12 protein-coding genes are annotated in these 13,882 nt (G+C 50.9%); 5 read left to right on the forward strand and 7 right to left on the reverse strand.

Going from position 1 to position 13,882, the window contains the following annotated elements; genetic code table 11:
* Position 1 precedes the first annotated feature (1 nt).
* Positions 2-2,155 (forward strand): YccS family putative transporter, encoded by a 2,154-nt coding sequence (gene yccS / locus OGX83_RS09270; protein ID WP_048236463.1) that lies wholly within the window; start codon positions 2-4, stop codon positions 2,153-2,155.
* On the opposite strand, the gene OGX83_RS09275 is transcribed toward yccS, so the two are convergent.
* A complete protein-coding gene (locus tag OGX83_RS09275) occupies positions 2,133-2,747 on the reverse strand; it encodes a TfoX/Sxy family DNA transformation protein (protein ID WP_003831996.1) in 615 nt (204 codons plus the stop codon). The two genes, yccS and OGX83_RS09275, sit on opposite strands and share 23 nt — an antisense overlap.
* A 217-nt stretch (positions 2,748-2,964) precedes the next feature.
* On the opposite strand from OGX83_RS09275, the gene sulA reads away from it, so the two are divergent.
* Together sulA and ompA are read left to right on the forward strand one after the other, a co-directional pair.
* Positions 2,965-3,471, forward strand: coding sequence for an SOS-induced cell division inhibitor SulA (gene sulA, locus OGX83_RS09280; RefSeq protein ID WP_153687008.1), 507 nt, complete (start codon positions 2,965-2,967; stop codon positions 3,469-3,471).
* Between the two features lie 357 nt (positions 3,472-3,828).
* Positions 3,829-4,887, forward strand: coding sequence for a porin OmpA (ompA, locus tag OGX83_RS09285; RefSeq protein WP_048235693.1), 1,059 nt, complete (start codon positions 3,829-3,831; stop codon positions 4,885-4,887).
* Positions 4,888-4,975: 88 nt separating this feature from the next.
* Here the strand turns inward: ompA and matP are convergent, their stop codons facing one another.
* Entirely contained in the window at positions 4,976-5,428 is a 453-nt protein-coding gene (gene matP, locus OGX83_RS09290) for a macrodomain Ter protein MatP (protein WP_032942905.1), read from the reverse strand.
* Between the two features lie 185 nt (positions 5,429-5,613).
* Here matP and OGX83_RS09295 point away from each other — a divergent pair, with 185 nt between their 5' ends.
* Both OGX83_RS09295 and fabA read left to right on the forward strand, forming a co-directional pair.
* Positions 5,614-7,374 carry an AAA family ATPase gene (locus tag OGX83_RS09295; protein WP_048227018.1) on the forward strand — a complete coding sequence of 587 codons (1,761 nt, stop codon included), beginning with the start codon at positions 5,614-5,616 and terminating at the stop codon, positions 7,372-7,374.
* A 68-nt stretch (positions 7,375-7,442) separates the two neighbouring features.
* Positions 7,443-7,961, forward strand: a complete 519-nt coding sequence (gene fabA, locus OGX83_RS09300) for a bifunctional 3-hydroxydecanoyl-ACP dehydratase/trans-2-decenoyl-ACP isomerase (RefSeq protein WP_003035875.1) — start codon at positions 7,443-7,445, stop codon at positions 7,959-7,961.
* Between the two features lie 107 nt (positions 7,962-8,068).
* Here fabA and rmf read toward each other — a convergent pair whose 3' ends face one another.
* From rmf to OGX83_RS09325, 5 genes are all read right to left on the reverse strand, one after another.
* The gene (gene rmf / locus OGX83_RS09305; RefSeq protein WP_003035871.1) at positions 8,069-8,236 is read right to left on the reverse strand and encodes a ribosome modulation factor; all 168 of its coding nucleotides are present in this window, start codon (positions 8,234-8,236) and stop codon (positions 8,069-8,071) included.
* 256 nt (positions 8,237-8,492) lie between these two features.
* Positions 8,493-9,056 (reverse strand): membrane integrity-associated transporter subunit PqiC, encoded by a 564-nt coding sequence (gene pqiC, locus OGX83_RS09310; protein WP_048214507.1) that lies wholly within the window; start codon positions 9,054-9,056, stop codon positions 8,493-8,495.
* Positions 9,053-10,693 (reverse strand): intermembrane transport protein PqiB, encoded by a 1,641-nt coding sequence (pqiB, locus tag OGX83_RS09315; RefSeq protein WP_137377299.1) that lies wholly within the window; start codon positions 10,691-10,693, stop codon positions 9,053-9,055. Before pqiB ends, pqiC begins: the two co-directional genes overlap by 4 nt.
* A gap of 4 nt (positions 10,694-10,697) precedes the next feature.
* Positions 10,698-11,951 carry a membrane integrity-associated transporter subunit PqiA gene (pqiA, locus tag OGX83_RS09320; protein ID WP_032942902.1) on the reverse strand — a complete coding sequence of 418 codons (1,254 nt, stop codon included), beginning with the start codon at positions 11,949-11,951 and terminating at the stop codon, positions 10,698-10,700.
* Positions 11,952-11,966: 15 nt separating this feature from the next.
* Positions 11,967-13,874 carry an ABC transporter ATP-binding protein gene (locus tag OGX83_RS09325; protein WP_008784281.1) on the reverse strand — a complete coding sequence of 636 codons (1,908 nt, stop codon included), beginning with the start codon at positions 13,872-13,874 and terminating at the stop codon, positions 11,967-11,969.
* Between the last annotated feature and the right edge of the window lie 8 nt (positions 13,875-13,882).

Raw genomic sequence — 13,882 nt, forward strand, 5'->3', positions numbered from 1 at the left:
TATGTTAAGTCCTCTGCTCAAACGCTATACCTGGAACAGCACATGGCTGTACTACGTGCGGATTTTTATCGCGCTATGCGGCACAACGGCGCTACCCTGGTGGCTGGGTGACGTCAAGCTGACTATCCCACTCACGCTAGGTATGGTCGCTGCCGCACTTACCGATCTGGACGATCGTCTCGCAGGCCGATTGCGCAATTTAATCATCACACTGGTGTGCTTTTTTATTGCCTCAGCCTCCGTTGAACTGCTCTTCCCATGGCCATGGCTGTTTGCTATTGGTTTAACGCTTTCCACCAGCGGCTTTATTCTGCTGGGGGGATTAGGCCAGCGCTATGCAACTATTGCTTTTGGTGCATTGCTGATCGCCATTTACACGATGCTGGGCACCTCGCTTTACGATCAGTGGTATCAACAACCCATCCTGCTGCTCGCTGGCGCTATCTGGTATAACCTGCTGACGCTCACCGGACATCTTCTGTTCCCCATCCGCCCCTTACAGGACAATCTGGCACGCAGCTACGAACAGTTAGCGCACTACCTGGAACTGAAATCGCGTCTTTTTGACCCCGACATAGAAGATGAAAGCCAGGCACCGTTGTATGATTTAGCTCTCGCGAATGGCCAACTGATGGCAACGCTGAATCAGACTAAAGTGTCGCTGCTGACCCGCCTGCGCGGTGACCGTGGACAACGGGGAACACGTCGCACGCTACATTACTATTTTGTGGCGCAGGATATTCATGAACGCGCAAGCTCTTCACATATTCAGTATCAAACGCTACGCGATCATTTCCGTCACAGCGATGTGATGTTCCGTTTCCAGCGGTTGATGTCGATGCAAGGGCAAGCCTGTTCACAATTATCTCGCTGTATTTTATTGCGCACACCTTACCAGCACGATCCGCACTTTGAGCGCGCCTTCACCCATATAGATGCCGCACTTGAGCGCATGCGTGCCAGTGGTGAACCTGCCGACCTGCTCAATACGCTGGGTTTTTTACTGTCAAACCTACGGGCAATCGACGCGCAGCTTGCTACCATAGAGTCTGAACAGGCTCAGGTACTCTCGCGCAATGAGTCTGAAAATCAGCTTGCCGATGACAGTCCCCATGGATTCAGTGATATCTGGTTACGTCTGAGCCGTAATTTCACCCCTGAGTCTGCTCTGTTTCGCCATGCCGTTCGCATGTCGTTAGTGCTCTGTGTTGGTTACGCCATTATCCAGATAACCGGCATGAATCACGGATACTGGATCTTGCTGACCAGCCTGTTTGTCTGTCAGCCAAACTACAACGCCACCCGACATCGCCTGGCGCTCAGGATTATCGGCACGTTGGTTGGGATTGCCATTGGTTTACCGATCCTGTGGTTTGTGCCCTCTCTCGAAGGGCAGCTGATACTCCTGGTGATCACTGGTGTACTGTTTTTTGCCTTTCGCAACGTCCAGTATGCTCACGCCACCATGTTTATCACGCTGCTGGTGTTACTGTGCTTTAACCTGCTCGGCGAAGGCTTTGAGGTTGCGCTGCCGCGTGTCATCGATACGCTAATTGGCTGTGCTATCGCCTGGGCTGCTGTCAGTTTCATCTGGCCAGACTGGCGTTTTCGTAACCTACCACGGGTAATTGAACGGGCGACTGACGCTAACTGCCGCTACCTTGATGCTATTCTCGAGCAATATCATCAGGGCCGTGATAATCGTCTGGCCTACCGTATCGCTCGCCGTGATGCGCATAATCGTGATGCTGAACTCGCCTCCGTGGTATCAAACATGTCAAGCGAGCCGGATGTCACGGCCCAAACCCGCGAAACGGCGTTCCGTTTACTGTGTCTCAACCATACGTTTACCAGCTATATTTCTGCGCTGGGCGCACATCGCGAACAGCTGACCAATCCAGACGTTTTGGCATTGCTGGATGACGCTGTTTGCTATGTTGATGATGCCCTTCACCATCAACCCGCTGACGAGCAGCGTGTATATCAGGCGTTAGAAGGGCTGAAGCAGCGAATTCAGCACCTGGAACCCCGCCCGGACAGTAAAGAGCCGCTGGTCGTTCAGCAAGTTGGGCTATTGATCGCCCTGCTCCCAGAGATCCGGCGATTACAGCAGCAAATTGACGTGCTGCCGTCTAATACCCCGGCTCCGGCGTAAGAGAACTTACCCACTCAACCAGCTCCTGGCGACGCGTCGCCGGGAGCGCGGCTTCATGTATCCCCCCTACCGCGCCTTCAAGGGCATAGAGTACTTTTACCGTCAGAGCCGGGTTATTTTGCCGAAGTTTCAGCCAGCACATTTGTGCTCCCAACGATCGCATGGTCCCCTCATCTTTAATTCCAGCTTCATTCAACAGAGTCTCCAGATGAAACGTCATATTCGGCAATTCCCGCAGACGATGCTGGGCAAAGCGACTTTGTTTCTCCTTAACCGCTGCATCCAACGAATATCGCGATAGCGACACCAGCTGCTGCTGGTTTTGCCACAGGGCATCGTTCACCTGGTAATAATTAAGTACAAGAGGACGTCCGCGCTTAATAAATGTCAGCCAGACAGGAGAATTTTGTACACAATACTGGGCGCTCTGCTCACAGGCGCGAAGATACAGCTCACCATTAGCGACCATGGCAAAGACCGTATCGCCAACCGTCAGACTGTAGCCACCAAACAGTGAGCGATAGTGAATTGTCCCCAGAGAAGCCAGATATTCCTGCGATTTATAGATCCTTGCATAAGAAAGCTCTTTCATAAAAATCCTTTTTAAATCATAACATAAGCAAATGATTTTCAGTAGCGGATCCGTTAATGACGAAAATAGGCAACTTATGCGTATGGGGCAAGATGAATTTTATTTTTCCCGTGACGACGACTAAAAAATGCGAACCTGTTTCCGAAAATAAGGTTGATCTTTGTTGATGGCAGAGTTACTGTATATCCATACAGTAACTCACAGGGCTGGATTGATTATGTACACTTCAGGCTATGCAAATCGTTCATCGTCGTTCTCTTCCACATCAAGCAACATTGCGCGCGTTTCATCAGAGAACGCAACCGCTGGGCTTATCAGTGAAGTTGTCTATCGCGAGGACCAGCCCATGATGACACAACTGCTGCTTCCCCTGCTGCAACAGTTAGGGCAACAATCACGCTGGCAGCTGTGGCTGACGCCTCAGCAAAAATTAAGCCGGGAGTGGGTGCAGTCAGCTGGACTTCCATTGACGAAAGTCATGCAAATTAGTCAGCTCTCCCCCTGCAATACGCTGGAATCGATGATTCGTGCGCTGCGCACGGGTAATTACAGCGTCGTTATTGGCTGGCTGGCGGAAGAATTAACGGAAGATGAACATGCCGAACTGGTCAAAGCGGCTGATGAAGGTAATGCGATGGGTTTTATCATGCGTCCGGTTCGCGCCCAGACACTTGCGGGGAGACAGCATTCCGGGCTAAAAATTCACTCGAATTTGTATCACTGAGTAAAATTAGGATTTATCCTGGAATTTTTTTTCATCTCTCAATTTGTCTTTGAGCTGTAATGTGTTTTTCGTCTGAACGCTTGTCTGAAGCGGTTTTCAGGATATCCTCAGTACATTTATTCAGCCATAAATGTTAAATATTGTGTATACAAGCTTTTTTTTTTCATATGCCTGACGGACTTCACACTTGTAAGTTTTCAACTACGTTGTAGACTTTACATCGCCAGGGGTGCTCGGCGTAAGCCGCAGATATCGGTAGAGTAACTATTGAACTGGTCCCCGGGTGAAGGATTTAACCGTGTTATCTCTCTTCGGAGATATTCATGGCGAATTTTGGATGATAACGAGGCGCAAAAAATGAAAAAGACAGCTATCGCAATTGCAGTGGCACTGGCTGGTTTCGCTACCGTGGCGCAGGCCGCTCCGAAAGATAACACCTGGTACGCTGGTGCTAAAATGGGCTGGTCTCAGTACCATGATATTGGCAACAACCAGATCAACAACGCCGGTCCTACCCACGAAAGCCAACTGGGTGCTGGTGCGTTTGGTGGTTATCAGGTTAACCCGTACGTTGGTTTTGAAATGGGTTACGACTGGTTGGGCCGTATGCCGTACAAAGGCTACACCGACTCGACTCATCAAAACGGCGCTTTCAAAGCTCAGGGCGTTCAGCTGACCGCTAAACTGGGTTACCCAATCACTGACGATCTGGACGTTTATACTCGTCTGGGTGGTATGGTTTGGCGTGCAGACGCTAAAAACAACGAAGGCTTCAAAGACCACGATACTGGTGTATCCCCAGTATTCGCTGGTGGCGTAGAGTATGCAATTACTCCTGAAATCGCTACCCGTCTGGAATACCAGTGGACCAACAACATCGGTGACGCGAACACCGTTGGTGGTCGTCCGGATAACGGCCTGTTGAGCGTTGGTGTTTCTTACCGTTTCGGTCAGCAGGAAGAAGCAGCTCCAGTAGTTGTTGCTCCGGCTCCGGCTCCAGAAGTACAGACCAAGCACTTCACTCTGAAGTCTGACGTTCTGTTCAACTTCAACAAAGCAACTCTGAAACCAGAAGGCCAGCAGGCTCTGGATCAGATGTACAGCCAGCTGAGCAACCTGGATCCGAAAGACGGTTCCGTAGTAGTTCTGGGCTTCACTGACCGTATCGGTTCTGACGCTTACAACCAGGCTCTGTCCGAGAAACGTGCTCAGTCCGTTGTTGATTACCTGATCTCTAAAGGTATTCCTTCTGACAAAATCTCTGCACGTGGCATGGGTGAATCCAACCCAGTTACTGGCAACACCTGTGACAACGTGAAAGCTCGCGCTGCACTGATCGACTGCCTGGCTCCGGATCGTCGTGTTGAGATCGAAGTTAAAGGCATCAAAGACGTTGTAACTCAGCCTCAGGCTTAAGTTATCGTCTTATAAAAAACCCCGCTATGCGGGGTTTTTTTTCATCTGTTTTCATCCAATGTAAGCCACGCATTAAACCAGCCGACCGCTACTCTTTCCCCAGCAACGCCTGTAAATCCTGTTTCAATGTCGACATTTTGTTCGCGTACTTCTCTTTATGCTCTGCGTCTTCAATTAGCTGCACAATAGTTTCAGAAAGCGTTTTTCCGCGCCGCTGCGCAAGACCAGCCAGACGCTGCCAGACCATAAATTCCAGATCGATGGATTTCTTCCGGGTATGCTGATGCTCAGCATTAAAGTGCCGCTTGCGCCTGGCACGTATGGTTTGTTTCATACGATTAAGCAGCGCAGGATTCATGTGTTCTTCAATCCAGCTATTGACCCGAACCGGTTCATTTTCGAGGGTTAGCAATAAATCAACGGCTTCTTTGGCAGCGCTGGCCTCGACGTAACGGGTGATTAATTCCCCCTCACGATGCTTCTTCACCAGATACTTCCATTTCCAGCCGCTTTCAAGGTTTTCAAGTTGTTGATATTTCATTGCGATCTCAATGTTACCGTGTAACTCTTATCAGAATATCAGCTTTTTCGGCATCTGAAGAAAAGAATATCCAGCCTGTGAACTGCCGCGCGTCATCACAAGCGTTTCGCGGCGCTTTCCAGGTGTTTAGTGGTGAGGGTTACGGTATAATCTCGTTTTTTACAACAGACTAAAAAACATCAACTTTGACCATTACGAAACTTGCATGGCGTGATCTGGTTCCTGATACCGACAGTTATCAGGAAGTATTTGCACAGCCGCACGTCACTGACGACACCGACACCTTACTTAGTGATACTCAGCCACGTTTACAATTCGCGCTAGAGCAGCTTCTTCAGCACTGGACAACATCCTCGTTCATGTTGGTAAAAGCACCGGAAGAGCTTGAGTATCTCAACCTTATTGCAAAGGCTGCACGTCCCTTGCACACGGATGCAGGAAGCCTGACTGGCGGTCATTACGACATCTCCGGTCACACTATTCGTTATCGTACAGCTGAGAAAGCGGAAGACAATTTTGCAACGTTGACGCAGGTGGTCAGCGCTGACTGGGCCGAAGCCGAACAACTGTTTGGCTGTCTGCGTCAGTTCAATGGCGAAATTACGCTGCAGCCAGGTCTGGTACATCTGGCCAATGGGGGGGTGCTGGTTATCTCATTGCGCACGCTGTTGGCCCAACCCCTGTTGTGGATGCGCCTGAAAGCCATTGTCAGCCACGAGCGTTTTGATTGGGTGGCTTTTGATGAGTCTCGCCCGCTGCCTGTCTCCGTTCCGCCTATGCCGCTTAAACTGAAAGTGATTTTAGTCGGTGAACGCGAATCACTGGCGGATTTTCAGGACATGGAGCCAGAACTGGCTGAGCAGGCCATTTACAGCGAATTTGAAGACAACCTGCAGATAGTCGATGCCGAAACCATGACACAGTGGTGTCAATGGGTCACGCATACTGCCATGCGCAATAATTTGCCTTACCCCGCTCCCGATGCCTGGCAGGTTCTGATCCGTGAAGCCGTTCGCTATACCGGTGAACAGGATACATTGCCGCTTAACCCGCTGTGGATCACCCGACAGTTCAAAGAGGTGGCTCCGTTATGCGAGGACGAAACCTGTAACGCTGAACAGTTCAGCCTGATGCTGGCTCAGCGCGAATGGCGTGAGGGATTCCTGGCTGAACGCATGCAGGATGAAATTCTGCAAGAGCAGATCCTTATCGAGACAGAAGGCGAGCGTATTGGCCAGATCAACGCCTTGTCGGTGATTGAGTTTCCAGGCCACCCACGCGCATTTGGCGAGCCTTCTCGTATCAGTTGCGTCGTGCATATTGGCGACGGCGAGTTTACGGATATTGAGCGCAAAGCCGAGCTTGGCGGAAATATTCATGCCAAGGGTATGATGATTATGCAGGCGTTCCTGATGTCGGAACTCCAGTTGGAGCAACAAATCCCCTTCTCTGCCTCGCTGACCTTTGAGCAATCTTACAGTGAAGTGGACGGTGACAGCGCGTCTATGGCAGAACTGTGCGCATTGATTAGCGCCCTCGCCGACGTTCCTGTTAATCAAAGTATCGCCATTACAGGTTCTGTCGATCAGTTTGGTCGGGCACAACCTGTCGGTGGTCTGAATGAGAAAATTGAAGGTTTCTTCGCCATCTGCCAGCAGCGCGAGCTGACAGGCACACAGGGCGTCATCATTCCTTCGGCTAACGTCAGACACCTCAGCCTGCAGCCTGCGCTGCTACAGGCCATAGAAGAAGAAAAATTCACTATCTGGGCGGTGGACGACGTGACCGATGCGCTGCCACTGTTGTTAAATCTGGTGTGGGATGGCGAAGGCCAGACAACGCTGATGCAAACCATTCAGGAGCGTATTGCCACGGCAACGCAACAGGAAGGTCGTCACCGTTTCCCATGGCCGCTACGTTGGCTGAACTGGATTATTCCGAACTGATCGGACTTGTTCAGCGTACACGTGTTAGCTATCCTGCGTGCTTCAATAAAATAAGGCTTACAGAGAACATGGTAGATAAACGCGAATCCTATACGAAAGAAGACCTTCTTGCCTCTGGTCGCGGTGAGCTGTTTGGCGCTAAAGGGCCACAACTGCCAGCACCAAGCATGCTGATGATGGACCGTGTCATCAAGATGACCGAAACCGGTGGCAACTTTGACAAAGGTTATGTTGAAGCTGAACTGGATATCAACCCGGACCTGTGGTTCTTCGGTTGTCACTTTATCGGCGATCCGGTGATGCCGGGCTGCCTGGGTCTCGACGCCATGTGGCAACTGGTTGGATTCTATCTCGGCTGGCTGGGCGGCGAAGGTAAAGGCCGTGCGCTGGGCGTAGGCGAAGTCAAATTCACCGGCCAGGTTCTGCCGACCGCGAAGAAAGTCACTTACCGCATTCACTTCAAACGCATCGTTAACCGTCGCCTGATCATGGGCCTGGCAGATGGTGAAGTGCTGGTTGATGGTCGTCTGATCTACACCGCAAACGATCTGAAAGTGGGTCTTTTCCAGGACACTTCCGCATTCTAATCCAGGACTGCGTAGCAGCCAGACATTAACGTTTCTACGTCTTATCTGGCATGCAAAAAGGCGAAACCTCCGCTCTGCGGAGGTTTCTTTTATCTAAAGAGACAGAATCAGGCCATTAAAACCCTATCCCCCATGGCTTCTCGCCAGCCTCCCAGCCAGTATGACCTCTGATTCAGCGTCTGATAGGGACACATTTCTTTTGAGCGTCCGGCAATGCCGGCCTGATATCCACGTTGATGTGCCCGTTCCAGGCGATCTCGTTTTTGTCTCTTCATGCCTCGTTTCCCTCATTTTTGGGTCTGGTGGAAAAGAAAACAGTGATTACTAAGTGTGCAATCACACTAAACGAATACCCCTAAACATCAGGCTCGTCAATGCGCAAAATTCACGCCAGTGTCATATTTGTGAGCTAGCCTCTAAATCATTTGTACAAAAATAGTCAGTCAGAACAGCTATCTCCACGGCTAAAAAAATAAAAAAAACCGCCCCGGGCAATGAACCAGGGGCGGCATAATTTACAATTATTTAAGCTTAAGGGATGCGTTTCAGCTCTTGAGCAATGGCCGTTGCTTCCTGACTCCAGGCGTTGGCAAGAACCTTCACCATCTCATCGTAGCCGTCTTTCGTCTGCACAACTTCGATGTGGAACGGGCGTTTGATCAATTGTCCCTGATGATTCAGCAACCATTCACCGCTCACAATAACCTTACCATCGTACCGACCGTGGAAGCCGGTTACGGTCACGTTCAGCGTATCCTGAGTGCTTCCCAGCGGCTGTGAAGCGACAACCCAGCCAGGCAACTGCATACTGAGGTTCGCAACCAGAGTATTACGCAATTGCTGATCTAATGGGCTGGCCCAGAGATTATTATTGGCTATCACATATTGCACATCGCTGGTCTGGTAAACCACCCCATTACCGGCCAGATAATCAGGTACCGCAATCTGTTCAACCCACAGCAGACGGTTTCCCTGATTGGCGGAGCTCTGCACTCCGCCTTGTGCGATAGGGAGCTGATAATAGCTTTTATTTTCTCCGCTGGAGCTGCATGACGTCAGCCAGACCGCCATCATCACCACTAGCCACTTTTTCATTGTTTCGCCCTCTTCGGCTCTGGATCTTTTTTGTCCTTCGCTTCAAATACCAGCGCATTACTCTTATCGTTCAACGTTTTCAGTACCGGTTGCAGTTCACGCAGTACCTGATCAAGACGCTGCATATCCGCCACCATCTTGTTGTAGGCCGCGGAACCAGGCTGGAAGCCCTGCATACTACGATTCAGTTCACGCAGCGTGTTCTGCATATCCGCCGGCAGATCCTGCATCGACTGGCTGGACGTGATCTTGTTCATGTTATCCAGCGTGGTTTGCAGATGTTTCATTGTGCGCTGGCTTTCCGACAGCGTATTGGTTGCCTGCTCAATCATCGGGTTCAGCGGCAGATTGTTAATCTTATCCAACGCTTCCATCAGACGCTGTTGGATCTGCGCCAGACCACCGCTCACGGTCGGAATAATTTGATAACCATTAAATTCGCGCACACCGGTAATCGGCGGCTCTTTCGGGTAGAAGTCGAGATCGACATACAGCGCGCCGGTCACCAGGTTCCCGGTTTTCAGCGATGCCCGTAATCCGCGTTTAAGCAATTCCGCCAGATGAGCGCCAACATCGGTATCTTCTCCCAGCTGTGCCTTCAGACGTTCAGGTTCAATACGCACCAGCACCGGAATGCGGTAATCATTGTTAAATACCTGACGCATATTCGGTGAGAAGAAAGGTACTTTACTCACCGTACCCAAGCGGATGCCACGGAATTCCAGCGGTGCACCAGGCTGTAGGCCACGAATCGAGTCTTTAAAGAACATCAGGTAATCAATATGATCGGTATACAGGGAATCCTGAATACTTTTTTGATCGTCATAGAGGTTAAATGAGGCCTGCTGCTCAACCGGTTGACCTTGTTCCAGCCCTTCGGGCACATCAAAACTTACACCACCGCCAAACAGCGTGGAGAGCGATCCCATTTCTACGCGCATACCTGCTGAGGTAAGATCTACGGCGATACCGCTGTCTTTCCAGAAACGTACATTGCTGGTCACCAGACGATCGTTAGGCGCATTGATGAAAAGCTGATAGCTGATCGTACGCTTTTGCGCATCAAACGTGCTGGTTTCAACCGAGCCCACACGATAGCCGCGGAAAAGCACCGGATCGCCAGGGCTCAACTGACCAGCTTTTTTGCTGTCCAGAATCACACGGATCCCTTTTGCATCTGGCGGGGCCAGCGGCGGTGAATCCAGCAGTTGGTAATTTTCCAGCTTACTGCCTTTATTGCCAGGCTGCAGTTCAATATAAGCCCCGGACAATAGTGTGCCGAGCCCACTGATACCTTCACGTCCAACCTGCGGCTTCACCACCCAAAAGACAGAATCTTTATGCAGCAGCTTTTCCATTCCGGAGTTAAGACGCGCTTTAATCTCCACATGGGTCAAATCATCAGTCAGGGTTGCGCTCTCGACGATACCGACATCCACACTGCGGCTCTTAATCGTCGTTTTGCCCCCTTCAATACCTTCGGCATTGGTGGTAATCAGCGTGACTTCCGGCCCCTGATGACTGTAGTGATAAAACAGAACCCACGCGCCAATGAGTGCAGTGACGATAGGGAATATCCACACGGGCGACCAGTTTTTTACCTTTTGCACTTTGGCTTCCCCACTTTTAGATTCCATGCTGTCAGGACTCCTCATGGCCTGGTTCTGGTTCACGGTCCCACGACAGACGCGGATCAAATGTCATCGCAGAAAACATTGTCATAATGACGACTAAAGCAAACATCAAAGCACCCATTGCAGGATAAATGTTCATTAACCCTCCCATGCGCACCAGCGCAGAGAGTACCGCAATCACAAAGACGTCGATCATTGACCAGCGACCGACAAATTCCACAACTTCATAAATCAGGTGCATACGTTCGCTGTCACGTTTGCCGTGGCCTTTGGCATCCCAACATAACCAGGCAATGGCGATCATTTTCAACGTCGGCACCATAATACTGGCGATAAAAATAACCGCAGCCACCGGATACGAGCCTTCGCTCCAGATTAAAACCACCCCCTCAAGTATCGTTGATGGCAGCTTTGACCCGAGCAGATCGGTAATCATAATCGGCAAAATATTGGCAGGAAGATAAAGCATGATTGACGTAAACAGTAATGCCAACGTCCATTGCAGACTGTTTTTACGCCGCACATAGCCTTTCGTCTGGCAGCGCGGACACACCCGCTCATCAGCGGGAAGAATCGCGGTGCAGCAAGAGCAGGAACGCAGTCCCTGTCGAATGCCGGGCACGCCAGGTTTTAACTCCTGCTTAATCACTGGCATTGGCGCAATATCATCCCACAGCCAGCGACGGTCAACGCACTGGAATGCGCGCAGTTGCAAAACGCAAAAGAAGCACCACGGAATAAAGCTGCTGCCCACGCCGATATCGCCGTAAGCCATAAGCTTAACGAAGCTGACCAGCACGCCGGCAAGGAAGATTTCCGCCATCCCCCAGCTTTTTAACTGGAACAGGACGCGTGCAAGACCCGCCTTAAGTCTGGCGGGCATCTGCACCCGATTCACCAGCAGCAGGATAGTCAGCAGGCAAAACGCGGGGACCAACTGCACGAATAATAAAAAGAAGGTGCCGAGACTGGCGTAGTCTTCAGAAAAGAGAACGCTGGGGATCTCCAGCAACGTCACTTCGCTGCTCACCCCTGCAACGTTCATATTCACAAAGGGGAAGAGATTTGACAGAAGCAGCATGAACAATGCTGCTAAAACATAGGCGGTAGGACGCTGCCGCGGCGCGTCCCACTCAACCGTTAACGTAGTGCCACATCGTGGACATGCCGCTTTCTGACCATGCTCAAGGCGAGGTAACGCCACCAGCATGTCACACTGCGAGCACAAAATATGCTTCGCGGCATGGTGATGTTCGCACATATGTGCTCCTTTAAATTATGCGCCGTTCTTCAAAGACTCAAGATACTCCCAGCGCTCAAAGGCTTGCTCAAGTTCTTGTTCCGCTTCGTTCAGATTAGCTAATACCTGCTGTGTTTGCTCATGTGGCTGACTGAAAAAAGCGGCGTCAGCAACCTGAGCTTGTAGTCTTTCCAGTTTAGCTTCCAGTTCTTCAAGCTGAGCGGGGAGCTGCTCCAGTTCGCGCTGCAGTTTATAGCTTAGTTTGCTCGTGCCACGTTTGACAATTTCTGCTTTAGGAGCAACAGCTTCCTCTGTTTTTTTCGCGACCGGTTGTTTAAACGCCACATACTGAGATTGCTGGCTGCGCGCGTCATGATAACCACCGACATAACGACCAATTTTACCACCGCCCTCGAAGATCCAGCACTCAGTTACAGTATTATCCACAAACTGACGGTCGTGGCTTACCAGCAGTACAGTCCCCTGATAGCTATCAATTAGTTCTTCAAGCAGTTCCAGCGTTTCGACGTCAAGATCGTTCGTTGGTTCATCGAGAATCAAAAGATTGCTGGGTTTCAGAAAAAGACGCGCCAACAGCAGGCGATTTCGTTCCCCACCAGAGAGCGCTCGCACTGGCGTCATCGCGCGTTTCGGATGGAACAGGAAGTCCTGCAGATAACCCAGCACATGGCGAGGTTTACCGTTAACCATCACCTCTTGCTTACCTTCAGCCAGGTTGTCCATCACGGTTTTATCGGGATCCAGTTCGGCGCGGTGCTGATCGAAATAGGCCACTTCCAGCTTGGTGCCGACGTGAATGCGTCCACTGTCAGCCTGAAGCTGGCCTAACATCAGCTTCAGCAGCGTTGTTTTGCCGCAGCCGTTCGGTCCGATTAGCGCAATTTTGTCGCTGCGCTGTACCTGTGCTGAGAAATCTTTTACCAGCTGCTTTCCATCAACCTGGTAATCCACGTTCTCCATTTCGAAAACAATCTTGCCTGAACGGCTCGCCTCTTCGACCTGCATCTTCGCCGTGCCCATCACTTCGCGGCGTTCGCCACGCTCGCGACGCATGGCTTTCAGTGCGCGCACGCGGCCTTCATTACGGGTACGGCGCGCTTTGATCCCCTGACGGATCCAGACCTCTTCCTGCGCCAGCTTGCGGTCAAACTCTGCATTTTGTAACTCTTCTACGCGCAGCGCTTCTTCTTTTTCCAGCAGATACTGATCGTAATTCCCCGGATAAGTCACCAGCTTGCCACGATCGAGGTCGACGATACGCGTCGCCATATTTCGTATAAATGAACGGTCATGGGAAATGAAGATGATTGTCCCATTGAAGGATTTCAGGAACCCTTCCAGCCAGTCGATGGTTTCAATATCCAGGTGGTTTGTTGGTTCATCCAGCAGCAGTACACGCGGATTGCTCACTAACGCGCGGCCCAGCGCCGCTTTACGCAGCCAACCGCCTGAAAGCGAAGAAAGTGCGGCGTTTGGATCCAGCCCCAACTGCTCCAGCACTTCATTAATACGGCTTTCGAGCTGCCACAGATTGTGATGATCGAGCATTTCCTGAACCCGCGCCATCTCATTCAGATTTCTGTCGCTCGGATCAGTCATCACCAGACGCGAAATATCGTGATAACGTTTGAGATACTCGGCCTGCTCTTCGATACCCTCGGCAACGAAATCATACACGCTGCCTTCAACATTACGCGGCGGATCCTGTTGCAGACGCGCCACAACCAGATCCTGCTCATAAATGATACGCCCGTCGTCAAGCCCCTGCTCACGGTTCAGGATCTTCATCAGCGTCGATTTACCTGCGCCGTTACGGCCAACCAGACAGACGCGTTCGTTATCTTCGATATGCAGTTCTGCATTATCAAGAAGCGGCGCATCGCTGAACGACAGCCATGCACCATGCATACTGATCAATGACATTTATTTAT

This window comes from Citrobacter sp. Cpo074 (assembly GCF_030332745.1).
GTDB classification, from domain to species: domain Bacteria; phylum Pseudomonadota; class Gammaproteobacteria; order Enterobacterales; family Enterobacteriaceae; genus Citrobacter; species Citrobacter portucalensis.

What these genes read in the sequence shown, in the direction of transcription:
- yccS (WP_048236463.1), top strand. Translation starts at nt 2, where the DNA reads ATGTTAAGTCCTCTGCTCAAACGCTATACCTGGAACAGCACATGGCTG.
- OGX83_RS09275 (WP_003831996.1), bottom strand. Translation starts at nt 2,747, where the DNA reads ATGAAAGAGCTTTCTTATGCAAGGATCTATAAATCGCAGGAATATCTG.
- sulA (WP_153687008.1), top strand. Translation starts at nt 2,965, where the DNA reads ATGTACACTTCAGGCTATGCAAATCGTTCATCGTCGTTCTCTTCCACA.
- ompA (WP_048235693.1), top strand. Translation starts at nt 3,829, where the DNA reads ATGAAAAAGACAGCTATCGCAATTGCAGTGGCACTGGCTGGTTTCGCT.
- matP (WP_032942905.1), bottom strand. Translation starts at nt 5,428, where the DNA reads ATGAAATATCAACAACTTGAAAACCTTGAAAGCGGCTGGAAATGGAAG.
- fabA (WP_003035875.1), top strand. Translation starts at nt 7,443, where the DNA reads ATGGTAGATAAACGCGAATCCTATACGAAAGAAGACCTTCTTGCCTCT.
- rmf (WP_003035871.1), bottom strand. Translation starts at nt 8,236, where the DNA reads ATGAAGAGACAAAAACGAGATCGCCTGGAACGGGCACATCAACGTGGA.
- pqiC (WP_048214507.1), bottom strand. Translation starts at nt 9,056, where the DNA reads ATGAAAAAGTGGCTAGTGGTGATGATGGCGGTCTGGCTGACGTCATGC.
- pqiB (WP_137377299.1), bottom strand. Translation starts at nt 10,693, where the DNA reads ATGGAATCTAAAAGTGGGGAAGCCAAAGTGCAAAAGGTAAAAAACTGG.
- pqiA (WP_032942902.1), bottom strand. Translation starts at nt 11,951, where the DNA reads ATGTGCGAACATCACCATGCCGCGAAGCATATTTTGTGCTCGCAGTGT.
- OGX83_RS09325 (WP_008784281.1), bottom strand. Translation starts at nt 13,874, where the DNA reads ATGTCATTGATCAGTATGCATGGTGCATGGCTGTCGTTCAGCGATGCG.